Source organism: Massilia atriviolacea, from assembly GCF_003953935.1.
Lineage (GTDB): Bacteria > Pseudomonadota > Gammaproteobacteria > Burkholderiales > Burkholderiaceae_D > Telluria_A > Telluria_A atriviolacea.
Map to the genome: position 1 here is coordinate 116,691 of NZ_RXLQ01000017.1, position 24,244 is coordinate 140,934.

Here is a 24,244-nt window from a genome sequence, read left to right on the forward strand (position 1 = left end):
CCGCATGGTAACCACGAGGTATGACAGGGTGATGACGCGGTGCAACAATCATTCCATTTTCATCTCAAGCATATCTAAAACACCACGCCCTGGCGTTTTGCTGCTACACTGCGCGTTCTTCGTTGTATTGGCTGCTGCCTCTGAAGAAACCGCCTTTTCGAAGGTGCGTTTTTCTTCGTCTACAGAAAGCAGCCAACATGAGCACTACCGTATCGGCCAAACGACTGGCCAAAGCCCTCGCCTCCCACCATATCTTCGCCGAACGCGAAGGCAATATCCTGCGCGTGCAATCGACCTTGAGGTCCGACGTGCGCGCCGAAATCCTGCTGCCCGAGAGCCTGCCGCTCGAAGCGAAGGCCGTCAGCCAGCTGCTGGCCTTCGCCGGCATGGTCCATCCGCACGGCGGGCATGTGTGCCGCGCCTGCGCCACGCCCGATTTCCATCCGGGCGCGCCGGTCCCGGTCGGCAGCATCCTGGTCACCAACCACGACTTCGTGGTGCCCGAATCGATCGGGCGCGACATCAACTGCGGCATGCGCCTGCACGTGATCGACGTGCCGCTGGAGCGCTTCCTGGCGCACAAGGAGCGCCTGGTGGCGCTGCTCAAGGGCGACCTGCTGCAAGCGGCCCGCAATGTCCCGACCACGCCGGCGGCCATGACGGCGCTGTTCGCCGACGGCCTGGGCGCCTTCTGGCGCGCCATGCGCGACACGCGCGAAGGTGTGTTCGCGCAGGTCGACTTCGACCAGGTACAGGCGGAGACGGCGCGCCTGTTCCCCGCCTCGCAGGTCCGGGGCAATCCCGCGTATGCGCCAGAAGCGCTGCAGGATACCCGGCGCGGCCTGCTGCGCGACCCGGGCCTGGCCACGCTCGGCGCGGGCAACCATTTCTGCGAGTTTCAATATGTGGCGCAGGTGCTGGACCGCCACCGCGCTTTCGAACTGGGCGTACGTCCGGGCCAGCTGGCGCTGATGGTGCATAGCGGTTCGCGCGACGTCGGTTCCTACATCGGCACGCGCTGGATGGACCGCGCCAGGGCCGAATGGCCGGCCGGCGTCAAGCATCCGGAGTCCGGCCTGTACGGCTTGTGCGGTCCGCTCGCCGCCGAATACCTGACGGCGATGCACGCCGCCGCCCATTACGCCGACGCCAACCGCGCGCTGATCGTGGAACTGGTGCGCCAGCGCGTCCGCCAGGTGTTCGGCGACCAGTCGATGCCGCTGGTGTGCGACGTGCCGCACAATATCGTCCTCAGCGAAGCGGGCGGCAATGTGCACCGCAAGGGCGCCACGCCCGCGCATGCCGGCCAGCCGCTGCTCATTCCGGGCTCGATGGGCGACGACTCCTACCTGCTCGATGGACTCGGACACGAACGCTGGGCCAGTTCGGCCAGCCATGGCGCGGGCCGGGCGGTGTCGCGCATGGAGATGGCCTGGAAGGCTAAGCACGACGACAAGGCTGGTGGGCAGCGGCCCTTCGAATGCATCACGCTGCGCGAGGAGCGCCGCATCGAAGAAGCACCCGGCGCATACAAGCCGATCGGCCCGGTCATCACCTCCCAGGTCGAAGAAGGCCTGGCGCGGCCGATTGCGCGCTTTTCTCCACTGCTGACGTTCAAGGCATGATTTGTTACACTGCGACTTCCCGCGCCCGCACCTCACCCACGCCGGCGCCACATCCCCGCAAGAGAGAACGACACTGGCCTGCGCCCAGTGCATAAAAAATGACATTGACCGTGAAACTAGTCCTCGCCTTGATCATCGTTGCCATCATCGTCTGCGGCGTGCTGTTCGCGAGGGTGTACCAGGAAAACCGCCGCAGCATCGATTGCGGCATGAAGGCCGGCAGCGTCGCCGGCATTGCCCTCCACCGCGACAAAGGCGCCACGCGCGAGGAAGCGCGCGCGCTGCTCAGCCGCCCCGGCTTCGGCGACTATTCCGCCGCAGAGATCGAATCCATGCTCGATGCCGTGTTCGTGCACGGCATCGGCAAATCCTTCGAGGAGATCCGCGAGACCGCCTACACGCAATGCGACGAAAACAAGGAGCGTTGACCTCCCCCGGCGAGACCGGAGCGCGCCTGTGCAGCCCCGGTCCTTGAAGAACAACCGGCGTTGACGGCGGCAGCGCCGGCTGCCGCCCCCTGGTTTACTGCACGGTCAGGCGCCTGGCTCCGCCGCCCGGCTTCTTGGGCAAGGTCAGTTCGAGCACGCCGTCGCGGCAGGTGGCGGTGGCATTGTCCTCGTCCACATTCTGCGGCAGCGTGAAGCTGCGGTACTGCTGGCCATGGAAGCGTTCGCGCCACATGCTGCTGCCCTCCGTGCGCTCCTGCTCGCCGCTGACATCGGCGCTGATGGTGACTTCGTTGCCGTCGACGGAGACCTTGACGTCTTCCTTCTTCACGCCCGGCATGTCGGCGCGCACCACGAAAGCCTGGTCGGTCTCGCTGACGTCCATGCGGATCCGTTCGCTGTCGAAGGCGCGCAAAGGACGCATCAGGTCGAAGGCGTCGAACAGGCTGTCGAAACTGCGAAATGGATCCATGCGGGCGCCCGGGCCCACGGGGTCGAAACGGGTAAGATTGCTGGCCATCGCTTTCTCCTTCAGTTGGTTGACGGGATTGCGGCGTGGCGGCCGCGGTTGGATGGCTGCCAGGCCACGTCAGGTTGTCGATCATAGGCGATCGATCGACGGACTTTCTGCGCCAGATCAAATCCCTGCCGCTTTATCGCGCATTGCATGCATGCCGGCGCAAGACGCGCGTCCGGCGCGCCATCAGGCCGCCATCAGGCCGCCATCAGGACCGGCAGCGTCATCGACCTGAGGACCGTGCGGGTGGCGCCGCCGAGCAGCAGTTCGCGCAGGCGCGAGTGGCCGTAGCAGCCCATCACCAGCAAGTCGGCCCCGCGTTCGGCGGCCAGCGCCAGCAAGGCCGCGCCGGCGTCGCCGCCGTCATCGTCGCGCAGCACCAGGTCGGCGCGCACGCCGTGGCGCGCCAGTGCCTGGCCGACGGCCGTGACCGGGCGCAGTTCGGGGCCGCCGCCGGACTGCAGCGCATCGACGTCGAAGATCGCCACATCGACCGCGCCGGCGCGGCGCAGGAGCGGCAGGGCGAAGCGCATGGCGCGCGCCGCTTCGCGGCTGCCGTTCCAGCCGAGCAGGATGCGCCGCAGCGGCCAGGCCGGCGCCTGCGCGCACGGCACCAGCAGCACCGGAACGCCGCTGTTCTTCGCCACCTCGGCCGCCAGTCCCGGCGACGGCAGGGAAGCGCCCTCGGTGGCGTCGGCCTGGCTCAGCACGCACAGGTCGCCGTAGCGCGCCAGCATGCCGAGGCTGAAGCGCGCTTCCTCGTCGACGGCGCGCCGCTCGTAACCGGGCAGGGTAAAGCCGGCCGCGACGCGCTCGAACGCGTCGAGCGCCTGCGCGCTGCGCTGGCGCAAGGTGTCGAGAAAGGGCGCAATCGATGGGGCCAGGCTGTTGGTGGCGACCGTCTCGCGCAGGAATCGCGCCACGTCGCTGCTGGCCAGCCCGATCAGATGGGCGCCTTCGCTCTGCGCCAGTTCGCCCGCAAACGCGTAGCGCGCCCCGGCATTGGCGTCGCCGGCGACGTGCACGACGATGGTCTTGTAGTTCATGATGCTCACCTCCCCTGCTTGTCCTTCACTGTATGACACAGGACAAGCAGGGGTTTGAGCGGGATCAAGGTGCGCATCCGAACTAATCGGCGCGGCCCTACGGAGCCATCACCTTATCGGGCGTCATCGGCGTGCTGCGCACACGGCGCCCGGTGGCGTGGTGGATCGCGTTGCAGACCGCCGCCGCCACGCCCACCTGGCCGATTTCGCCCACGCCCTTGGCGCCGAGGCGGCTGACGATGCGGTCGTCCTCTTCCACGAACAGCACGTCGATGTCGTGGATGTCGGCGTTGACCGACACGTGGTATTCGCCCAGGTTGTGGTTCATGAAGCGCCCGAGGCGGTCGTCGGACAGGGTTTCTTCGTGCAGCGCCTGGCCGATGCCCCACACCACGCCGCCCACGATCTGGCTGCGCGCCGCCTTGGCGTTGATGATGCGCCCGGCCGCAATGGCGCTGACCACGCGCGTCACGCGCACCGTGCCGAAGGCTTCGTCGACGCGCACCTCGACGAATACGGCCGAATGGGTGGCGCGCAGGTACTTCTGCTGCTTGAGCACATTCGGCAGCATCATGTATTTTTCTTCCAGCCGCTCGGCGCCGTCGAAGGCCAGGATCGCCTGCAGGGACACGGCCTGCGCCGGCTGCGCGCGCAGGCGCAGGGCGCCCCCGGCAAATTCGGCAGCGTCGAATCGGGCGTCGGCGAAGGGAGAACCCGGCATCTTGCGGGCCAGCTTGAACAGGCGCTTCTGCAGCTTCTCGCACACGCCCTGCACGGCCGAACCGACCGTGGCCACGTGCGAGGAGCCGCCTTCGACGGGCGCCACCGGCAGGGTCGAGTCGCCCAGCTGGAAGCGCACCCTTTCCAGCGGCAGGCCCATGGCGTCGGCGGCGATGATGCACATGGCCGTGTAGGTGCCGGTGCCGATGTCGGTGGCCGCGCTGCTGACCACCAGGCTGCCGTCGGCGTGCAGCACGGCGCTGGCGCGCGCGAACATCTGCATCGCGTCCCACATGCCGGTCGCCATGCCCCAGCCGATCAATTCGTGGCCGTCGCGCATGGCGCGCGCCGCAAGCGGACGCCGCTCCCAGCCGAAGCGCGCCGCGCCCTGCTCGTAGCAGGCGCGCAGCTCCTTGGTCGAATACGGCAGGCCGTCGGTCGGATCGAGGTCGGCGTAGTTCTTCAGGCGCAGCGCCAGCGGGTCCATCTTCAGTTCGTACGACAGTTCGTCCATCGCCACTTCGAGCGCGTGCACGCCGTGCGCCGCGCCGGGGGCGCGCATGTCGATCGGGCTGAAGCGGTCCAGCGCCACCAGCTTGTAACCGAGGCGGATATGCTCGCAGGCGTACAGCTGGCCCGACCAGTTGACCACCGCTTCCACGTAGTCTTCGTTGCGCGAGGTTTCGGCCAGCGCTTCGTGGATGATGGCGCTCAGGGTGCCGTCCGGACGCGCGGCCAGGCGCACGCGCTGGATCGTCTCGGGCCGGTGCCCGAAGGTGAACATCTGCTGGCGCGTCAGCACCACCCGCACCGAGCGTTCCAGCTTGAGCGCGGCCATCACCGCCAGCGCCAGCTGGTACTGCGGGCGCAGGCCGGAGCCGAACGCCCCGCCCACGTAGGGATTGCGCACCGTGACCTTGTCCTTGGACAGGCCGAACACGTGCGAGACGTACCAGCGGCTGTTCTGCGAACTCTGGGTCTTGTCGTAGATGGTCAGGTGGCCGTCCGCGCCGCGCACCACGGTGGAGGCGAACATTTCGAGCGGGTTGTGGTGCTCGACGCCGCTGTAATACTCGGCTTGCATGCGCACCACGGCCTTGTCCCACATGTCGTCGGCGTAGCCTTTCGGTTCCGGCGGCGGCGTGTAGCCGGCTTTCAGGCGGCTCGGCTTGTGGCTGCGTTCCATGTTCTCCAGCAGGCTGGTCTGGTGCTGGTCGACCTCGTAGGCGACCCGCAGCAGCGAGGCGCCATGGCGCGCCGCTTCGAACGTCTCGGCCACCACCAGCGCGACCGGCTGGCCGCTGCTGTGGATCTTGTCGTCGTAGAGCGGGCGGAAAGGCGAGCCGCCGGGCGCCGTCATGTCCTTGTAGAACAGGTCGAAGGAGCGCAGGCGCGGCCGGTTCTCGTGCGTGATCACTTCGACCACGCCGGGCAAGGCCAGCGCGTCGGCGGCATCGATCGCGGCGATCCGCCCTTTGGTGACGCTGCCGCTGACCACCACGCCGTACAGCAGGCCCTCGGCCGGGTGTTCGGCGGCGTAGCGCGCCTGGCCGGTGACCTTGTCGCGGCCGTCGACGCGCGAGACGGCCATGCCGATGGTGACAGGGCCGGCGCCTTGGTCGGCGACCGGGGTGCGTAATTCGGCTATGAGATCGGTCACAGTGTCTCCCTGGCGTCCGGTGCGTGCATATTGTCGATGGTGCCGGCGGCGGCCTGTTCGAGCGCGCGCACGAGCGCGCGGCGCGCCATCGGAATCTTGAAGTCGTTCTGTCCCTGGCCGCGCGCGCCGGCCAGCAGCAGGTCGGCGCAGGCCTCGAAGGCGGCGCCGGCGGCGCTGCGGCCGACCAGCAGCGCCTCGGCGGCCGGCACGCGCCACGGCTTGTGGGCCACGCCGCCGAGCGCAACGCGGGCGGCGCGTACGATGCCGTCCGGCCCGATGTCGAGCGCGGCGGCGACCGATACCAGCGCAAACGCGTACGAGGCGCGGTCGCGCAGCTTGAGGTAGGCCGAGTGGGCGGCAAACGGCGCGCCCGGCGGCAGTTCGATGGCCGTGATCAGCTCACCGGGCAGCAAGGTGTTGTCGCGTTCGGGATGCTCGCCCGGCAGGCGGTGGAAGTCGGCGAAGCCGATCCGGCGTTCGCCGTCCCGCGCGCTGACGTGCACCACCGCGTCCAGCGCCGCCAGCGCCACGCACATGTCGGACGGATGGGTCGCGATGCAATGTTCGCTGGCGCCGAGGATGGCGTGCTGGCGCGTCAGGCCGCCGATGGCGGAACAGCCGCTGCCCGGCAAGCGCTTGTTGCAGGGCACGGCGGTATCGTAAAAATAGTGGCAGCGCGTGCGTTGCAGCAGGTTGCCGCCGTCGGTCGCCATATTGCGGATCTGGGGCGAGGCGCCGGCCAGGATCGCCGCCGACAGCAGCGGATAAGCGCTGCGCACCAGCGGGTGGTAGGCGGTATCGGCATTGCGCGCGGTGGCGCCGAGCAGCAGGCCGCCCTGCGCCGTGAGCCCGATGGCGTCCAGCGGCAGACTGTTGATGTCGACCAGCGTACGCGGGCGCATGACGCCCTCTTTCATCAGGTCGAGCAGGTTGGTGCCGCCCGCGATGAAGGCGGCGCCGGCGCCGGCCCCCTGGCGCAGCGCGTCGCCGCTTGCCTGCGGCGCGTGGTAGGCGACCGGGTTCATGCGGGCACCGTGCCGGGAAGGTAGGGGCGGCCGGGATCGTCCTTGCGCTCGGCCAGGCCCATCACCTCGGTGACGGCGGCCACGATCTGCGGATAGGCGCCGCAGCGGCAGACGTTTCCGCTCATCAGCTCGCGCACCTCGGCCACGCTGCGGGCTTCGCCTTCGCGCATCAGGCCGATGGCCGAACAGAGTTGCCCGGGCGTGCAGTAACCGCACTGGAAGGCGTCGTGGTCGATGAAGGCCTGTTGCAGCGGGTGCAGCGTGGCGCCGTCGGCCAGGCCTTCGACGGTGACGATCTCCTTGCCGTTCTGCATTACCGCCAGGGTCAGGCAGGCATTGATGCGCTTGCCGCCGGCCAGCACCGTGCAGGCGCCGCACTGGCCGTGGTCGCAGCCCTTCTTGGTGCCGGTCAGGCCGCTGCGCTCGCGCAGCAGGTCGAGCAGGGTGACCCAGGCTTCGACCTCGAGCAGGTGTTGCTCGCCATTGATGCGCAGGCTGATCGGATAGGTGGTGGCGGCCGGCGCGTGCGCGGCGTGTGTGTGGGGGTCCATGGATGGTCGACTCGGCTTGTGTGGGAGTTAACTTTATCCAAACAGCACGTTCTTCTCTGTTAGGGAACGAACCCTTCCCCACCATCGGTCACAGGATTGTGTGTCGCCCAGGTCACAAACCCGCACGCAGGCTCAAGCGCAGGCGCCCTTGCCGCTGTTGTTGAGATGGAACTGCTCCCAATCGGTCAGGCGCCGCGTCGCCGCGCCCTGCAAGACCCGCTCGACCACGGCCGGCGGAATGTCGGACGCGCGGAAATAGGCCAGCGCCACCTGGCGGCTCAGGGTACGGTCGTAGGTGACGCCCAGATCGACCAGCAGCGACAAAGCGCTGTTGTCGCATTGGCGACGTTCGGGAACATTCAAGGGGTGCGCCTTTCAGGTCGGGGTAACTACCCTTTTTTACAATAGCCGAGATTTATCGCCTTCACAAATAGCGCTTCGCTATGAGCGATTTTCCAATCAGAAATTTACACCAAAAATCAATTTATCATTCGCACTGATGATTACTCGACTGTGTCTGAAGTGTGTGGGCGCGTTACATGCATCGGTGATAAATTCACGACTTTTGGTCAGCGGGGAGACAGGATGGAACGCTATGAACGCCACTTCGTGTCGCAGCGAATCGGCAGGGCGATTGGTGCGGTGGAATTTGGCGGAGCCGGGCTGGGGGTGGTGGAAATCACGGCCGAGTGCGGGCCGGCGCGGATGCTGTTTTCGTTCACCCTCAGCGGCGGGCCGGACGCGCATCCGCCCTCGCCCGCGCTGGCCGAAGTGCTGCTGCGCACGGCGATCGCGCAGGTGCACAAGGAAATGCTCAAGCCGCCCGCGGCAGGCACCGGCGAACAGCGCTGCCTGTCGAATGCCTGTCCGCCCTGGATCGGCGACCTGGAAGAGGCGCCGTATGGCGGCGCCACCTCGGGCTACGCGTCGCAGCCCGGGCGCAACGGCTAGACCGCCGTCAGTGGCGCTCCTGGCCGCCGCCGTGCCCGTGGCTGTGGCTGACCGACTCCACCGGCGCACTGGCCCCGTTCACGCCCTCGAAGAAGAAGGGCTTGCGCGCCTTCGGCGTGGCGCCGACCTCGTTCATGGTCGCCGTCTCGTACAGGCGACCGCCGATCATCACATGCGTCAGGCGGTCCGAGGTGCGGATATCCTTGACCACATCGCCGTCGATGATCGACAGGTCGGCCAGTTTGCCCACTTCGAGCGAGCCGACGTCCTTGTCCAGTCCCAGATAGCGCGCGCCGTTGAGCGTGGCCGAACGGATCGCTTCGAGCGGCGTCATGCCGCCCTGCACCAGCGACCACATTTCCCAGTGCGCGCCCAGCCCTTCGCGCTGGCCGTGCGCGCCGATATTGACCGGCACCCCCACGCGCTGCAGGGCGGTGGCGGTGCGCGCCACGCGGTGCACGTTGAAGTCTTCTTCGGGGGCGGTCTCGCGCCGGATACTGCGCGGTTCCAGCACCGCGCGCGGCACGTAGCGCGACAGGATCGGATGGCGCCAGACGTCGGTGCGCGCGTACCAGTAATGCTCGCCATCGAGGCCGCCGTAGGACACCACCAGGGTCGGCGTATAGCCTACCTTGGTCTGCGACCAGAGCTGCTTGACGTCGTCGTAGGCGTCTTCCACCGGAATCGCGTGTTCGACGCCGGTGTGGCCGTCGACCACCATCGTCATATTGTGCTGGAACAGCGAGCCGCCTTCGGGCACCACCATCATGCCGGTCTGGCGCGCCGCTTCCAGGATCTGCTGGCGCTGTTCGCGGCGCGGCTGGTTGTAGCTCTTGACGCTGATCGCCCCGCCCTCCTTCAGGCGCCGCACGTGGGTGAGCGCGTCGTCCAGGCTGTCGACCGGCGCGGCAAAATTGCCCTTGGCGCCGTACAGGATGGTCCCGGTCGAATAGATGCGCGGGCCGACCACCTGGCCGGTGCGCTGCAGTTCGCTGTGGGTGAAGATGGTGCCGGTGTCGTTGGAGGGATCGTGCACGGTGGTCACCCCGAAGGCCAGGCCCGCGTAATCGACCCAGCTTTGCTGCGGCACGATGCCGTCCTCGCCCATGGTGCCGTGCCAGTGCGCGTCGACCAGGCCGGGAATGACGCTCTTGCCGGTGGCGTCGATGCGCGTGGCGCCGGCCGGCACGGCGATGTCGGCCGCCTTGCCGATGGCGGCGATGCGCTTGTCCTTGATGACGATGCGGCCGTTTTCGATCACTTCGTCGCCCTTCATCGTGACGATGCGCGCGCCGTCGATGACCACCGTGGCGCGCGGCGCGCTTGACTGGGCGCGGAAGCCGATCTTCACGCCCGGCTGGGCCGCCAGCGCGCTCAAGCGCAGCTTTTCCTTCTTGGCGTCCGGGTCGGCCGGCGCGAAGGCGTTCTTGAGCTCGCGCGTGAACAGCTGGTCGCCCAGCGCGTAATGCAGCGCGCCGCTGTCGCCCGACCAGTGCAGGTAATCGCCGGCGTCGGCGTCGAGCTGGCGCACCGGCAGGGCCTCGGTTTTTTCGCCGATGGCGATGACCTTGCCGGCCATCGGCAGCGGCGCCACCCAGGTGTGGAAGCGCTCGCCGTAGGCCAGCCAGGCGCCGTCCGGCGACAGGCTGAAGCTGGTGACGAACTCGCCCTTGGCGATGGCGTGTTCTTCGTGCCTGTCGAGGCGGATGCGCACCAGCGAGGTGGTGCTGTCGACTTCGCTGGCGCTGGCCGTGCGCGTCACGTACAGATGGTTGCTGTCGGCGCCATACTGCGGCGCGCGGCCGTCGTCGGTGACCAGCTGCGGCTTGCCCTTGCCGTCGCTGGCGACCTTGTAGACGCCCGTCTCCAGGCCGTGCCACGGGCTGAGCACGACGCGGCCCTGGCCCTTGACGTAGACCACGTCCTTGCCGTCGGGCGAAAAAGCCGGCTCGAGGTATTTGCCGGGGGCGCTGGTCAGGATGGTTTCCTTGCCGCTGTTCAGGTCGATGGTGCGGATGGTGCCGAGTTTGTCGTCATCCCAGGTGGCGAACACGACACGCTGGCCGTCGCGCGAGAACTTGGGGAAGTATTCGAAGTGGCCGCTCTGGCGCGTCAGGCGGCGCGGCTCGCCATTGGGCAGGTCGCGCACATACAGGTGGCCGAGCGCCGAATAGACGACCTTGTTGCCCTGGGGCGCGACGTTGACCCAGCGCAGCTGGCGCACGTCGAACCGGTCCGGTGCGACCTCGTGCGGGAAGCGCAGCGCCTCGCGCACCTCGCGCGTGTGCTTCACATGGAACGGGATTTCCCTGGCCGATTTGGCGAAGGGATCGACGCGCCAGATCTTGCCCTTGGCCCAGACCACGATTTCTTTGCTGCCCGGCATCCAGCTGAATGCCGGATACACGCCGTGGACGGCCCAGGCTTCCTGCAGGTCGCGTTCGAGGCCGCTCCAGGCCGGCGTTTCGATGCCGGTGGCAAGATCCTTGATAAACAGGGTCGACTGGTTGCGCACGCGCCGCACGAAGGCCAGGTATTTGCCGTCCGGCGACGGGGTCGGACGCACCGCGCCGCCGGGGCCGCTGACAAACGGCTTGGTCTTCTCTTCCTTCAGGTCGCGCCGGAAGATCTGGTAGATCTGCGCGTTGGAATTCTTGTTGTACTCGAAGACGGTGCCGGCGGTGGTGTCCTGCGAGTAGTAGATGTAGCGGCCGTCCGGCGAAAACGCCGGTTCGCCCAGGTCCTTTTGCCAGTTCGGCTTTTCGTTGAGCTGCACCCCGCCGCCCTGGGTATGGAACATCCAGATTTCGCCGGACCCGAGCGAGCGGGTGCCGGAATAGTGCTTGCGCGCGGCGATGAACTTGCCGTTCGGGTGCCACACCGGGTTGTTCAGCAGGCGGAATTTTTCCTTGCTCACTTCGCGCGCGCCGCTGCCGTCGACATTCATGATCCAGATATTGTCGCCGCCGGCCGCGTCCGACATATATGCCAGCTGCTTGCCGTCGGGCGAAAAGCGCGCCTGCATTTCCCAGGCCATGGAATGGGTCAGCGGCCTGGCTTCGCCACCGGCGATCGGCAGCAGGTACAAGTCGCCCAGCAGGTCGAACACGATCTGCCTGCCGTCCGGGCTGACGTCGACGCTCATCCAGGTGCCGGTGGTGGTGTCGATCTTGACGGTGCCGGCTGCGCCGGGGGGATGGTTGACATCCCATTTTTTCTTGTCGGCGGCGCTGTCGTCGGCGGCGCTGGCGCTGCAGGCAACTGTGACGGATGAGGCCAGGATGGCGGCCAGGGCGGTGGCGCGAAGTGCGTGCATGGGGCTCTTATGGTGTAGGAGTTGTCGAGGTCGGCGGCACTGTTGGCGCTGCCGGTGGGCAACCGATTCTACGCTGCGGCGGGGCTGCGGGCAAACGCTGGCCGGGGCAAGCCGCATCGTAAAGACGCAGGGATGCGACAGGCAGCGAATACGATGCAGGTTCGGGTCGGGAATCGGCACAGCGCGCTGTCCGGCTGCCGCGTCGAACCGCTTGGCGCCACACCTGACGCAAGCGACAGGGCGCCGACAATCCCTGTCCGGCAGAAAAAAGCCCGCCATCGGGCGGGCTTTCGGATCGGGCACGCCTGTCGCCAGGCGCGCCATCGGCATCGGCTTAGAAATCGAACGCCGCCGACAGCCTGACCGCGCGCGGCGCGCCCAGGTTCAGACGTCCCGCTCCCCAGGCGCTCTCGAAATACTCCTTGTCGGCCACATTGGTCACGTAGGCGCGCAGCACCACCGGCATGGCGCCGAAGCGGGTCGCGTATTTCGCGCCCAGGTCGAGCGTGGTCCACGAACCCAGCTTCAGGCTGTTGTCGCCTGCCAGCCACTGCGAGCCGGTGTAGTTGATGCGCGAGCTCAGCTCCATCCCCGGCAGCGCCGCCAGCGCGTAGTCGAGGCCGATATTGGCCGTCAGGCGCGGCACGCCCAGCTGCGCCTTGCCCTGGTTGAGGCCCTTGGCGGTCTTGGTCTGCTCGGCCTTGGTGTAGGCCACGCCGCCCAGCAAGGTGATATCCTTGCCGGCCTTGCCGAACACATTCCACTCGACGCCGCGGTTGCGCTGCTCGCCGTCGGTGCTCATGCGGTTATTCGTTTCGATCAGCGCCGGTTTGCTGATCTGGAACACGCTCAGGGTCTGCGTCAGCGTGTTCATGTTCCACTTGACGCCGGCCTCGATCTGCTTCGACTTGTACGGCTTGAAGGTCTCGCCTTCGTTGGCATACGGCGCCTTGACCGTGGTGCCGGCGCTCAGGCCTTCCACGTAGTTGGCGTACAGCGACACGTTCTCGCCCCACGGCTTGGCGACCACGCCGGCCAGCGGCGTGACTGCCGTTTCTTCGTACTTGCTCAGCTTCTGGTTGACCTTCTGGGCGCGCACGCCGACGGTCAGTTGCAGCTTGCCGTCGGCGAACCAGACCGAATCGACCGCGCTCAGCGCCGTCATCACGTCGTCGTTGAGCGGGTTGTAGGTCGAGCCATCTTTCGCGGCCGGCATGACGATCGGGCTCGGGTTGTAGATGTTGCTGTTGATTGCCGCCGTGCCGTTGGCGCGCCCGCCGCCTTCGTAATTCATGACGTTGGCCGCCACGGTGACCTTGTGCGCGATGTTGCCGGTGTTGAACTGGCCGCGCACGCCCGCCTCGAAGGTCGTTGTCTCGTACTCGCCCCACGAGTTGTAAGCCGTGCCGGTGGCCTTTCCGCTCGTGCCGCCCGACACGGGCAACACCGGACGCGTGCCGAAGATGAAGCCGTCATACGAGTGGGTGGCCGTGCCGGCCGAGGCGAAGGCGCTCCAGCCGGCGCCCAGCTCCACCTGGCCGCGCACGATCAGGCCCTCGGTTTCGGTATTGCTGTAGACATCGTCGCCGTAGAAGAAGTTGGTCGAGCCGTGCGGCGCTTTCGGCACCGACGTCCAGCCGGTGATGATCGGCTGCATCGGGGCGCCCTTGCGCACCTTGTTGGTCAGCGAGTAGGCGTCCATCTCGACGTTCCAGCCCTTGCCCTGGTAGTCCACGGCCACATGGCCGATTTCGCGGCGCTTGGTCTGGTGGTCCAGCCAGGTTTTGCCACCGGACAGCACGCCGTTGACGCGCACGCCCAGCGCTTGGTCCTCGCCGAAGCGACGCGCCACGTCGGCGTGCACGCCCACGTTCGATTTGCTCGATACCGAGGTCGTCACGCGCGTCAGCGGGGTGGCGCCGGCGCGTTTCGGCACCAGGTTGATCGCGCCGCCCACGTCGCCCGCCGGCGGCAGGCCCATCATCATTGCGCCGGGGCCTTTCAGCACTTCGACGCGCTCGAACATCTCGGTCGGGGTGTTTTGCTCGGGAGCCAGGCCGTAGGCGCCGTTGATCGCCAGCGAGCCGGAGCTCACGCCGAAACCGCGGATATTGAAGTTTTCGACCACGTGGCCTTCGTTGGTGGTGGTGCGCACCGAGGGGTCGTTCTTGAGCACGGCGCCGATGGTCTGGGCTTGCTGGTCGGCGATGGTTTGCGCGGTATAGGCGGTGATGTTAAACGGCGTATCCATCACGCTCACATTGCCCAGCACGCCCAGGCGGGCGCCCTTGGCCACTTTGCCGCCGGCGGCGGCCGCCGGCAGGCTGTCGGCCGTTTCGGCGGCGGCCTTGACGGTGATTTCTTTCATGGTTTCGACCGGGGTCTGCGCCACGGCCGGCAGGGCCAGGGTGGCGATCATGGTCATGCAGGCCATGGGAATGGCACGGAAAGCACACACGGGGACAACTCGCATTACATTTGCTCCATTTGGTTAGATGCTGTTTGGTGAGAAGAGATTCGACTGGAATGTGTTTGCGCCGATGGCAGCGGCGCCATGGCCGCGTCCAGCTCGCGCCAGACGCTGTGCAGCTCGCCCGACCGGGCGCGCCGGCGCACCCGCAGCGCCATCCACAGCAGCACCGCGGCGCCGAGCAGCGACAGGGCGTCGATCCACAGGACGTCGAGGCTATACGGTTTGCCGACCGGCAGGCCGGGGAACAGGCCCGCCAGCGCGCTGGTGAGCGGGACCAGCAGCGTCGCCACGGCGGCGCAGAAGGTCAGCCGGTAGCCGGCCCAGGCCGCGCCTTTGAGCACGGCGGCCAGCAGGCCCAGGCCGAGCGCGGTGTTGAAGACCGCCAGGCCGATGCCGGGCAGGTCCAGCCCCAGGCCGGCCTGCCAGCGCAGCGCCACCAGGCCCAGCGGCAGGCCGCTGACGGCGCCCAGGCACAGGCCGACCGTCAGCGCGGCCACCCAGCGCACGTGGCGCGGCTGCGGCAGCGGCGTGGACAGCTGGCGGTTCTTGCGCAGGCGGGTTTCGATCCACAGCAGGTTGCCGGTGTAGAACAGGATCGCGCCCAGCAGCCCCATCGCCACGTAGGCCAGGCGCACCGGGGTGCCGCCGAAGCTGCCGAAGTGCAGCGCGAAAATGGCCGACAGGCTCGCTTCCCAGTTGTTCTGCCGGTGCGGCAGCAGGCTGATTCCCTTGTTGAGCTGGCCGTTGACCGGGTTGAAATTCATGAAGCCGGCGCGCGGGGCGCGCATGTGGCCGCTCCAGTCTTCGCCGCCCATGTTCACCTGCGCTTTGGGTCCGTTCAGGCCGCGATACGTCAGTTCGGTCGGCGTGAAGCTGGCCGAGATCGCGCGCGCGCTGGCCAGCAGGCTCGACGGCGCCACCCAGTCCGCGCTGGCGTCCGGCGCGGCCTTGCCCCTGGCCCGCTCCGGCGCGCCGGCCGGCTTGCCGATCGCATGGATGGTGGCGTCCTGGGTCTCGTAGACCCAGTCGTGCAGGCAAAAACCGGCCGTGGTCAGGGCGATCGCCAGGTGGAACGGCAGGCTGGTGATGCCGATCAGGTTATGGGCGTCGAGCCAGAAGCGCTTGACGTTGGCGCCGATGCGCAGCACCAGCAAATCCTTGACCAGCGAGGGCAGCAGGATCACCACGCCCGAGATGAGCGCCAGCGCATACAGCAGCGCCACCATGCCGATGATCGGCTCGGCCACGGCGCCGTCCAGCGGCAAGCCGCCGTTGCGGTGCACTTCGTCGACAAAATGGCCGGCCGGGCCGGTCTGGGCGGCCACCGTCCGCAGGCGGCCCCCGGCGTCCAGCGTCACCTGCCAGCTCGCGCCCTGCCTGTCGGTGTAGCGCATGCGGCCGTGGTCCGGCCGTTGGCGCTCGAGCACCAGCACGGCGCTGCCGATAGCCTTGTCGCGCGTGGCGAAAAAGGCCTTGGCCAGCGGATCGACGGGCGAGCTGGCGCCCTGCAGCGCGCTGGGCGCGGCCTCGGCCCAACGGCCGATTTCGGGCTTGAACATGGTAAAGGCGCCAGCGTAGAAGGCGATGAACAGCATCACGCCGGACAGGATGCCGACCCAGGTATGGACGACTTTATAGGTGCGCACGATCTCGGCCTTCATGCGGCGCTCCCTGCCCGCAGGATGCACCAGCAGGCGCCGGCGGCCAGCGCGTTGGCCAGCGCCAGCCAGCGCCAGCAGGCGCGCTTGCTCGGCAGCAGGAACACCAGCGCGATCGTGCAGGCCCAGAGCGGGTACACCACCCACATCGTCAATTGCCCGGCCACCGGGCCGGCGCCGGCAAGGCGCATCAGCGCGTTCAGCACGCCGCTCAGGGCAATCGACAGCGGATAGCCGAGCACCAGGGCCAGCAGGCCGTTGTGCAGCAGGACCAGGTCGCGCCGCGCGCTGTCCTTAGCCATGCGCCCTCCGCGCACGCGCACGGCGCACGGCGCGCAGCACGCCGATGGCCGGCAAGGCGATCATCCACACGGCCAGCACGGTCAGGATGGCCGTGAACGTGCTCATGCTTGCGCCCAGTGCCAGCACCGCCAGCAACAACGGCGCCGCGCCGAGCACCCATCCCAGCGCCGCCGCCAGGCGTGGCTCGGCCCTTGGCGTGCTGGCATTGCAGGCCGCTGCGGAGAGCAGCGTGAATATCAGGGCAAGGGCAAACGACATACCGGCTTTCAACTCGCCCGTGGGACTGGGGAGACGGCCGCATCTTACTCCAAATGTAAATGATTCTCAATACGACGGTTGAGCAAAATATATCTTTTTGAAGATAATGGATTCCGTACGGAAATTTTGGTATAGTCGTTTCCAGCCCTTGTTGCGGCTGGTGACGGCCCCGAACGCGCCGCTCGCCGACATCGATACCCACATCGACACCGAATTTTCCCGGCCATGCTCCCGCCGATCCTTTGCACTGTTGCAAAATACTGACGCCTGGCGTCAGGACGGGACGCCTCATGGACATGGCACTTTCTCTCTTCGACGACCTCAAGCGTGTGCGCGCCCTGTGCGCCCTGAGCGTGCTCGACACGCCGCAGGAAGAACGCTTCGACCGCCTCACCCGCCTGGCCGCCGCCGTGCTGTCGGTGCCGATCGCGCTGGTCTCGCTGGTCGACGCGCAGCGCCAGTGGTTCAAGTCGCGGGTCGGCCTGGACGCGACCGAGACGCCGCGCTCGATCTCGTTCTGCACGCACGCGGTGGCGCAGCGCGAGATGCTGGTGGTCGAAGACGCGCTGCGCGATGCCCGCTTTGCGGGCAATCCGCTGGTTACCGGCGCGCCCGACATCCGCTTCTATGCCGGGCAGCCGGTGTTCTCGCACGACGGCGAGGCGGTCGGCACCCTGTGCGTGATCGATACCGTGCCGCGCCGCTTCGACGAGGCGGCGCGCCAGAGCCTGCGCGACTTCGCCGCCCTGGTCGAGGATGAACTGAACAAGGGCGCGCTGATCGCCGCCCGCGTGCGCGCCGAACAGGCCCTGCATGCGCTCAACGAGGAACTCGAACAGCGCATCGAGGAGCGCACCAGCTGCCTGCGCGAGGCCAACGAAACCCTCAAGCGCGAGATCGGCCAGCGCCTGACGGTCGAAGAGAGCCTGCGCGCCAACGAGGACCGCATCCGCACCTTCATCGACTCTTCCTTCAGCGCCTTCGTCAGCACCGACGCCGCCGGCATGGTGGTGGAATGGAACCCCTCGGCCGAACGCACCTTCGGCTGGACCCGCGAGCAGGCCCTGGGCCGCGAACTGGCCACCCTGATCATCCCCGAGAGCTACCACGCCGCCCACCGCGCCGGCATGCAGCGCTTCGCCCGCCAGGGCACCGGCAACGTGATCAATACGCGCATCGAAATGCCGGCCTGCACCAGGGACCAGGGCGACATCACGGTCGAGATGACGATCAACGCCTTCCACGTTGGCGGCGAACTGTTTTTCGGCGCCTTCCTGCACGACGTGTCCGAGCGCAACCGCGCCAGGCTGGCCCTGCAGCAGAAGCAGCAACTGCTCGACACCGTGCTCGAGACGCTCGACGTCGGCGTGGTGGCCTGCTCGGCCGATGGCGAGCTGACCCTGTTCAACCGCGCCGCGCGCGAATTCCACGGCCTGCCGCCGCAAGCGCTGCCGAGCGGCGACTGGGCCGCGCATTACAGCCTGTATTCGGCCGACGGCGCGCACCTGATGGACCAGAGCGAGGTGCCGCTGCTGCGCGCCCTGCACGGCGAGACGATCCGCGATTGCGCCATGCAGATCGCGCCCATCGACCGCGCGCGCCGCTATGTGCTGGCCAGCGGGCGCCGCATGATCGGCCCGAACGGCGAAGCCATGGGCGCGGTGGTGGCGATGAAGGACATCACGGAACTGAACGAATCGCAGCGCAGGCTCAGGGTCAACGAACAGCGCCTGCGCGCGATCACCGAAAACCTGCCGGCCCTGATCGGCCAGGTCGACAAGGCGGGCAACTTCAGCTACCTCAATTCGCTGGCGCTGCGCTTTTACGGGCGCGACAAGGCCCAGCTGATCGGCCAGCCGGTGCGCCAGGCCTACAGCGCGCAGGAATTCGACAAAGTCGGCCAGTTCATGAAACTGGCGCTGGAGGGCAAGCGCGTCTCGTTCGAAGACGAAATCACGGTCGAAGGACGCAGCTCGCATTACCACGCCTCCTACATTCCCGACATCGACGCGGCCGGCTCGGTCAACGGCTTCTACGCGATGGCCTTCGACATCACCGCGCGCAAGCGCAGCGAAATCCGCCAGCGCGACAGCGAAGAGCGCCTGCGCACCGTCACCGACAACCTGCCGGCGCTGATTTCCTACCTCGACACCGACCTGCGCTACCGCTTCGCCAACGCCATGTACAAGCAGTGGTACGGGGTCGATCCGGCCGCCATGGTGGGCAAGACCGTGGCCGAGATCTTCCCCGCGCACTTCCGCGGCAAGCGCGAACAGCAGCTGCGCCGCTGCCTGGAAGGCCACACGGTGCAGCTGGAACTGGAAGTGACGCATGCGGGCGAGACGCGCATCCTGCAGTCGGTCTACATTCCGCACCTGCGCGACGGCGCGGTGCTGGGCGCCTACCTGCTCTCGACCGACGTGACGGCGGCGCGCCGCCACGAAGCGAACCTGAAAACCCTGGCCCACACCGATACCCTGACCGGCCTGCCGAACCGGCGCAGCTACGAAGCCGAACTGGAAGCGGCGCTGGGCCGCAGCGCGCGCAACCGGGCCGGGATGGCGCTGGCATTCCTCGACCTGGACCGCTTCAAGCAGATCAACGATACCCTCGGCCACGCCGGCGGCGACGAGGTCCTGCGCGAGTTCGCCCGCCGTTTGCTGCGCACGGTGCGCAAGACCGACACCGTCTCGCGCCTGGCCGGCGACGAATTCACGATCATCCTCGAAGCGGTGCGCTCGCCCGAGGAATGCGCCCGGATCGGCGCCAAGATCGTCGAGGCGATGCGGCCGCTGGTGTCGGTCGGCGAGATGGCGCGCCAGGTCTCGGCCAGCATCGGCATCGCCTGGACCGACAGCGCCGGCATGGACGCGCGCGCCTTGTCGCAACAGGCCGATGCGGCCCTGTACCAGGCCAAGGAGGCCGGACGCAACCAGTTCTGGGTGGCGGCGGCGGGGCAATGAGCGCCGTTGCTTGATTCATCCGGAAAGCCGTCTTTTATGCAGGAAATGGCGCTGTTTCGCTTAAAAGCATTTGTCGCCGTTTTATACATATGAAGACACAAATTTCCCTTAGGAAACCATTGCCGGAGCTGCCAGTTATTCGGCGTGCATATTCGTTCCGGCCGCGCCGCTGAATAATCGGGAGTATTCGGCAGCGTCATCCGGGCGTGGCGAGATATTGCAACGTCGGCCAGTTGGTGGCGATCTGTCATCAATATCGCTTATATGATATATGAATAATCATTATTTGTTGTATTTACCCAACCGGAATACGTGCTTATCGCCAGCTGCCCTATGCTGTAGAAAGAATATTTCCTAGCGCAAAACTGTCTGATAAGTGTATTAAATATGTCCAAAAGTAATTGACACAAATCATACCAAGTCTTATTCTGCTTCCCGGTAACAAGGCTATTGCAGTTGAGAAACTAAGAATCTTAGAATGCGCGTCCCCCGGACGTTCTCTTCTAAACGAGAAAGCGGAAGATGGGATCGGATGTTGCATTGGCGCTCATGGCGCAAATACTGTGGGGCGCGGTGATCATCAGCGCCCCGATCCTGCTCTGCACCCTGGTCATCGGGCTGGTCGTGAGCGTGCTGCAGGTGGTCACCCAGATCCAGGACATGTCGCTCACCTTCATTCCCAAACTCATCGGCACCGTGCTGGCACTGGTGTTTTTCGGCCCATGGATGCTGCGCAAGCTGCTTCTGCTGGCCAGCGGCCTGATCTCGAATATCCCCAACTATTTCTGACATTCCTGACCGCCTTCCATGACGTTCGACTTCAATCCGGCCTGGCTGATCGCCGTGCTGCTCTGCTCCCTGCGCCTGTCGGCTTTGCTGCTGCTGACACCGCTGCTGCAGGCGCTCGGCTTGCCGACCCGGGTGCGCGTCGTGCTGATCCTGGCGCTGTCGGCCATGCTGGTGTCGGGCATGCGCCTGCTGCCGCCCCATCCGCCGGCCGACCTGCCGGCCATGATCGGCGCCGGCATCAACGAACTGATGGTGGGCGCCCTGATGGCATTCGGCATCTTTGCCGCCTTTGCCGCCTTTTCCTTCGCCGGCAACGCGCTCGACCTGCAGATCGGCTTTAACATCGCCAACGTATTCGATCCCGTCACGCGCGCCCAGGCGCCGCTGCTGGCCTCCCTGCTGGCGATGCTGGCCGTGGCCCTGTTCTTCGGCATGGATGCGCACCACGCGCTGCTGCGCGGCTTCGCCTATTCGCTGGAGCGGATCCCGCTCGGCGCCGGCCTGTCCCAGCCCGACCCGGCGCTGCTTATCCGCCAGTTCGGCATCGTGTTCACGCTCGGGCTGACCCTGGCCGCGCCGGTGCTGTTCTGCCTGTTCCTGGTGGAGCTGGCGCTGGCGGTGTTGTCGCGCAACCTGCAGCAGATGAATATTTTCGTGCTGGCCGCGCCGATCAAGATCGTGGTCGGCCTGCTCATGCTGGCCCTGATGTCGAAGCACATCGGGGTCGTGGCCGAGCGCATTTTCAACACCGTGTTTGCGTTCTGGGATGCGGTGCTCTGATGTCGGACGAAGGACAGGACAAAAGCCAGGACGCCACCCCGCACAAGCTGCGCGAGGCGCAAAAGCGCGGCCAGGTGTCGAAGAGCGTGGAAGCGAACTACGCCGCCGTGCTGGCGCTGCTGGTCGGGGTCTGCTTCGCCTCGGGGCCGGCGATCGCCCAGCGCGTGCTGCAGCTGGCGCGCCAGAGCTTCGGCCAGGCCGGGCGCACCGACTGGGCCAGCGACAATATCGCCATGTGGCTGGTGCAGCTGGTCGCCAGCGGCATCGCCGCCCTCCTGCCGCTGCTGCTCGGACTGGTGGTGGTGGCGGTGGTGGTCAACGTCAGCCAGACCGGCGGCGTGTTCAGCGCCGATCCGATCACGCCCGACTTCAAGCGCCTCAATCCGGCCACCGGCCTGGAGCGCCTGTTTTCCCTGAAGATGCTGTACGAAGCGGCGCGCAGCGTGGCCAAGCTGGCCCTGCTGGGCCTGGTGGCCTGGAGCGCGATGCGGCACCTGATGCCGGACTTGATGAAGCTGAGCTACATCGATGCGCGCGGCCACGCCGCCCTGGTGCTCGGCAACGTCGGCCCGCTGCTGTTCAAGCTGATGCTGGCGGTGCTGCTGCTGGCCCTGATCGACGTGCTCTACACGCGCTGGGATTTCGCCAAGAAGATGCGGATGAGCCATCGCGACATCACCGACGAACACAAACAGAAGGAAGGCGACCCGCGCATCCGCAGCCGCCTGCGCCAGCTGCGCAATGAAATGCTGAAACAGTCGCGTTCCGCGCGCAAATTACCCGAGGCAGACGTGCTCATTACCAATCCGACCCATATCGCCATCGCCCTGTCCTACCGCCACGGCGAGATGCCGGCGCCCAAGCTGCTGGCCAAGGGCAGCGGCAAGCTGGCCGCGCGCATGCGCCAGGCGGCGCGCGAGCTGAACATTCCCATCGTCGAGAACCGTCCGCTCGCGCGCGAGCTGTACAAGCGCATCGGCGCCGACCAGTACGTGCCGGAAGACCTCTACCCGCGCGTGGCCAAGATCCTGATCTGGGTCTACGCCATGCGCCAGGGCCGCGCCGGGAGCGCCGCATGAACGCCATGCGCCGCGTGCTAGGCGCCAATACCGACATCGCCATGGTGCTGCTGGTGGTCGGCGTGCTGTTCATGCTGTTCGCGCCGGTGCCGCCGGGCCTGCTCGACTTCCTGATCCTGGCCAACTTCAGCTTCGCCCTGCTGATCCTGCTGCTGACCTTCTACATGTCCAAGCCGGTCGAGTTTTCGACCTTCCCCTCGATGCTGCTGATCGCCACCCTGTTCCGGCTGGCGCTGAACATCTCGGCCACCCGCCTGATCCTGCGCGACGCCGACGCCGGCCATGTGATCGGCGCCATCGGTTCCTACGTGGTGGGCGGCAACTTCGTGATCGGCCTGATCGTGTTCCTGATCCTGGTCGTGGTCCAGTACGTGGTCGTCACCAGCGGCGCCCAGCGCGTCTCGGAAGTGGCGGCCCGCTTCACGCTCGACAGCATGCCGGGCCAGCAGATGAGTATCGACGCCGACCTCAACATGGGTTTCATCGACCAGGAAGAAGCCCAGCGCCGGCGCGCCAACATCAGCCGCGAAGCGGCCTTCTACGGCGCCATGGACGGCGCCAGCAAGTTCGTCAAGGGCGACGCCATCGCCGGTATCATCATCATGCTGATCAACAGCGTGGGCGGCCTGGTGATCGGCGTCATGCAGCTCGGCATGCCATGGGACCAGGCCATGCAGACCTTCACCCTGCTCACCATTGGCGACGGCATCGTGACCCAGGTCCCGGCGCTGGTGATTTCGGTGGCGACCGGCCTGATCGTGACGCGTTCGGCCTCGGACGACAACCTCGGCAACGCCGCCTTCCGCCAGATCACCTCCTTCACCAAGCCGCTGGCGATGGTGACGGTGACCATGGTGGCGCTGATGTTCATGCCCGGCATTCCGGTCTGGCCGCCGCTCAGCCTGGCAATCCTGTTCGGCGCCGTGATGCTGCTGCGCCGCAAGGACGGCGCTCTGGCGGCCGATGCCCTGGCCGAGGGCGCCGACCCGGCCAAGCCCGGCGCGCCCGCGCCGGACGGCGCCAGGGACGACGACGCCTACGGCCTGCTGCCGATCGAAGCGGTCGAAGTCCAGCTGGGCGTGGACCTGGTGCCGATGATGGACACCGACCAGGCCCTGTTCATGGAACGCATCGCCACCTTCCGCAAGCAGTACGCGCTCGAATCGGGCCTGGTGCTGCCGAGCGCGCGTTTCCGCGCCGGCCCGCGCCTGGGCGCCAACGCCTACGAGATCCTGGTCTTCGGCGTGGCCGTGGCCAGGGGCGAGATCCGGCGCGACCGCATCCTGGCGATCCATCCGGGCGGCGAGATCCCCAAGCTGGCCGGGATCGACACCAAGGAACCGAGCTTCGGCCTGCCGGCGGTGTGGATCGAGGAAGCCGGGCGCGCCGAAGCGATGGCCGCCAGGTACACCCTGGTCGATCCGCCGACCGTGTTCATGACCCACCTGTGCGAAGTGCTGCGCCAGCACGCCGCCACCCTGCTCACGCGCCCGGAAACCGAACGCCTGCTGCGGCGCGTGCGCGACGCCCAGCCCGGCCTGGTCGAGGAAATCGTCCCGACCGTGCTCGGCGTGGGCGAGGTGCAGCGCGTGCTGCAAAACCTGCTCAAGGAAAAAGTCTCGATCCGCAACCTCGATGCCGTCATCGAAACCCTGGTCGACCATGCCAAGAACAGCAAGGACCCGGCCTACCTGACCGAGCTGGTGCGTCAACGCCTGGGCTCGCTGATCTGCCAGTCGCTGACCAACGGCAGCAACACCTTGCAAGTGATCACGCTCGACCCGACCATCGAACACACCCTGCTGCAGAACATCCGCGCGGTGGAAAGCGGCGGCGCCATGGTGGTCGAGCCGAAATTCGCCGAGCAGGTCATCACGCGCCTGGCCCAGCACGCCGAAAAAATGATGAAAGCGAACCTGATGCCGGTGCTGCTGTGCGCGCCGGAACTGCGGCGCCATATCCGCACCCTGTCCGAGCGCATGGTGCCGCAGCTGCGCGTGCTCTCGCTGGCCGAAGTGCCCAATTCGCTGGAACTGCGGGCCTTCGTCACGGTATCGCTGTAAGCCACACCCGACCTGAACAAG

At 66.9% G+C, this 24,244-nt stretch carries 19 protein-coding genes; 8 read left to right on the forward strand and 11 right to left on the reverse strand.

What is annotated here, in order from left to right; genetic code table 11:
• Nucleotides 1-197 precede the first annotated feature (197 nt).
• A complete protein-coding gene (locus tag EJB06_RS25530; protein ID WP_126076842.1) occupies nt 198-1,625 on the forward strand; it encodes an RtcB family protein in 1,428 nt (475 codons plus the stop codon).
• 110 nt (nt 1,626-1,735) lie between these two features.
• Nucleotides 1,736-2,053 carry a hypothetical protein gene (locus EJB06_RS25535; protein WP_126076843.1) on the forward strand — a complete coding sequence of 106 codons (318 nt, stop codon included), beginning with the start codon at nt 1,736-1,738 and terminating at the stop codon, nt 2,051-2,053.
• 94 nt (nt 2,054-2,147) lie between these two features.
• On the opposite strand, the gene EJB06_RS25540 is transcribed toward EJB06_RS25535, so the two are convergent.
• The 6 genes from EJB06_RS25540 to EJB06_RS25565 form a co-directional block, all read right to left on the reverse strand.
• Nucleotides 2,148-2,591 (reverse strand): Hsp20/alpha crystallin family protein, encoded by a 444-nt coding sequence (locus EJB06_RS25540; RefSeq protein ID WP_126076844.1) that lies wholly within the window; start codon nt 2,589-2,591, stop codon nt 2,148-2,150.
• A 194-nt stretch (nt 2,592-2,785) separates the two neighbouring features.
• Complete coding sequence (locus tag EJB06_RS25545; protein ID WP_229427287.1) at nt 2,786-3,634, reverse strand: universal stress protein; 849 nt, start codon at nt 3,632-3,634, stop codon at nt 2,786-2,788.
• Between the two features lie 97 nt (nt 3,635-3,731).
• Complete coding sequence (locus EJB06_RS25550; protein ID WP_198420919.1) at nt 3,732-5,945, reverse strand: xanthine dehydrogenase family protein molybdopterin-binding subunit; 2,214 nt, start codon at nt 5,943-5,945, stop codon at nt 3,732-3,734.
• 65 nt (nt 5,946-6,010) lie between these two features.
• A complete protein-coding gene (locus EJB06_RS25555) occupies nt 6,011-7,039 on the reverse strand; it encodes an FAD binding domain-containing protein (RefSeq protein ID WP_126076847.1) in 1,029 nt (342 codons plus the stop codon).
• Entirely contained in the window at nt 7,036-7,590 is a 555-nt protein-coding gene (locus tag EJB06_RS25560; RefSeq protein ID WP_126076848.1) for a (2Fe-2S)-binding protein, read from the reverse strand. Before EJB06_RS25560 ends, EJB06_RS25555 begins: the two co-directional genes overlap by 4 nt.
• A 132-nt stretch (nt 7,591-7,722) precedes the next feature.
• Entirely contained in the window at nt 7,723-7,953 is a 231-nt protein-coding gene (locus EJB06_RS25565; RefSeq protein WP_126076849.1) for a hypothetical protein, read from the reverse strand.
• Between the two features lie 222 nt (nt 7,954-8,175).
• On the opposite strand from EJB06_RS25565, the gene EJB06_RS25570 reads away from it, so the two are divergent.
• A complete protein-coding gene (locus tag EJB06_RS25570) occupies nt 8,176-8,541 on the forward strand; it encodes a hypothetical protein (RefSeq protein WP_126076850.1) in 366 nt (121 codons plus the stop codon).
• 7 nt (nt 8,542-8,548) lie between these two features.
• Here the strand turns inward: EJB06_RS25570 and EJB06_RS25575 are convergent, their stop codons facing one another.
• The 5 genes from EJB06_RS25575 to EJB06_RS25595 form a co-directional block, all read right to left on the reverse strand.
• Entirely contained in the window at nt 8,549-11,857 is a 3,309-nt protein-coding gene (locus EJB06_RS25575; RefSeq protein WP_126076851.1) for an amidohydrolase family protein, read from the reverse strand.
• Between the two features lie 334 nt (nt 11,858-12,191).
• Nucleotides 12,192-14,330: a TonB-dependent receptor gene (locus EJB06_RS25580; RefSeq protein ID WP_126076852.1), complete on the reverse strand. Its 2,139-nt coding sequence runs from the start codon at nt 14,328-14,330 to the stop codon at nt 12,192-12,194.
• Nucleotides 14,330-15,991 carry a PepSY-associated TM helix domain-containing protein gene (locus tag EJB06_RS25585; protein ID WP_126076853.1) on the reverse strand — a complete coding sequence of 554 codons (1,662 nt, stop codon included), beginning with the start codon at nt 15,989-15,991 and terminating at the stop codon, nt 14,330-14,332. Before EJB06_RS25585 ends, EJB06_RS25580 begins: the two co-directional genes overlap by 1 nt.
• The gene (locus EJB06_RS25590; RefSeq protein WP_126076854.1) at nt 15,988-16,290 is read right to left on the reverse strand and encodes a hypothetical protein; all 303 of its coding nucleotides are present in this window, start codon (nt 16,288-16,290) and stop codon (nt 15,988-15,990) included. Before EJB06_RS25590 ends, EJB06_RS25585 begins: the two co-directional genes overlap by 4 nt.
• Nucleotides 16,283-16,549 (reverse strand): hypothetical protein, encoded by a 267-nt coding sequence (locus EJB06_RS25595; protein WP_126076855.1) that lies wholly within the window; start codon nt 16,547-16,549, stop codon nt 16,283-16,285. The genes EJB06_RS25590 and EJB06_RS25595 overlap by 8 nt, the downstream gene beginning before the upstream one ends.
• A 296-nt stretch (nt 16,550-16,845) precedes the next feature.
• Between EJB06_RS25595 and EJB06_RS25600 the strand changes: the two genes are divergently transcribed.
• From EJB06_RS25600 to EJB06_RS25620, 5 genes are all read left to right on the forward strand, one after another.
• A complete protein-coding gene (locus tag EJB06_RS25600; protein ID WP_164558040.1) occupies nt 16,846-19,512 on the forward strand; it encodes a sensor domain-containing diguanylate cyclase in 2,667 nt (888 codons plus the stop codon).
• Nucleotides 19,513-20,061: 549 nt separating this feature from the next.
• A complete protein-coding gene (locus EJB06_RS25605) occupies nt 20,062-20,301 on the forward strand; it encodes a flagellar biosynthetic protein FliQ (protein WP_229427285.1) in 240 nt (79 codons plus the stop codon).
• Between the two features lie 18 nt (nt 20,302-20,319).
• Nucleotides 20,320-21,081, forward strand: a complete 762-nt coding sequence (locus EJB06_RS25610; RefSeq protein ID WP_126076858.1) for a flagellar biosynthetic protein FliR — start codon at nt 20,320-20,322, stop codon at nt 21,079-21,081.
• The gene (locus tag EJB06_RS25615; RefSeq protein WP_126076859.1) at nt 21,081-22,160 is read left to right on the forward strand and encodes an EscU/YscU/HrcU family type III secretion system export apparatus switch protein; all 1,080 of its coding nucleotides are present in this window, start codon (nt 21,081-21,083) and stop codon (nt 22,158-22,160) included. Before EJB06_RS25610 ends, EJB06_RS25615 begins: the two co-directional genes overlap by 1 nt.
• On the forward strand, nt 22,157-24,223 hold the full coding sequence (locus EJB06_RS25620) for a flagellar biosynthesis protein FlhA (protein ID WP_126076860.1): 2,067 nt from the start codon (nt 22,157-22,159) through the stop codon (nt 24,221-24,223). The genes EJB06_RS25615 and EJB06_RS25620 overlap by 4 nt, the downstream gene beginning before the upstream one ends.
• Nucleotides 24,224-24,244 lie beyond the last annotated feature (21 nt).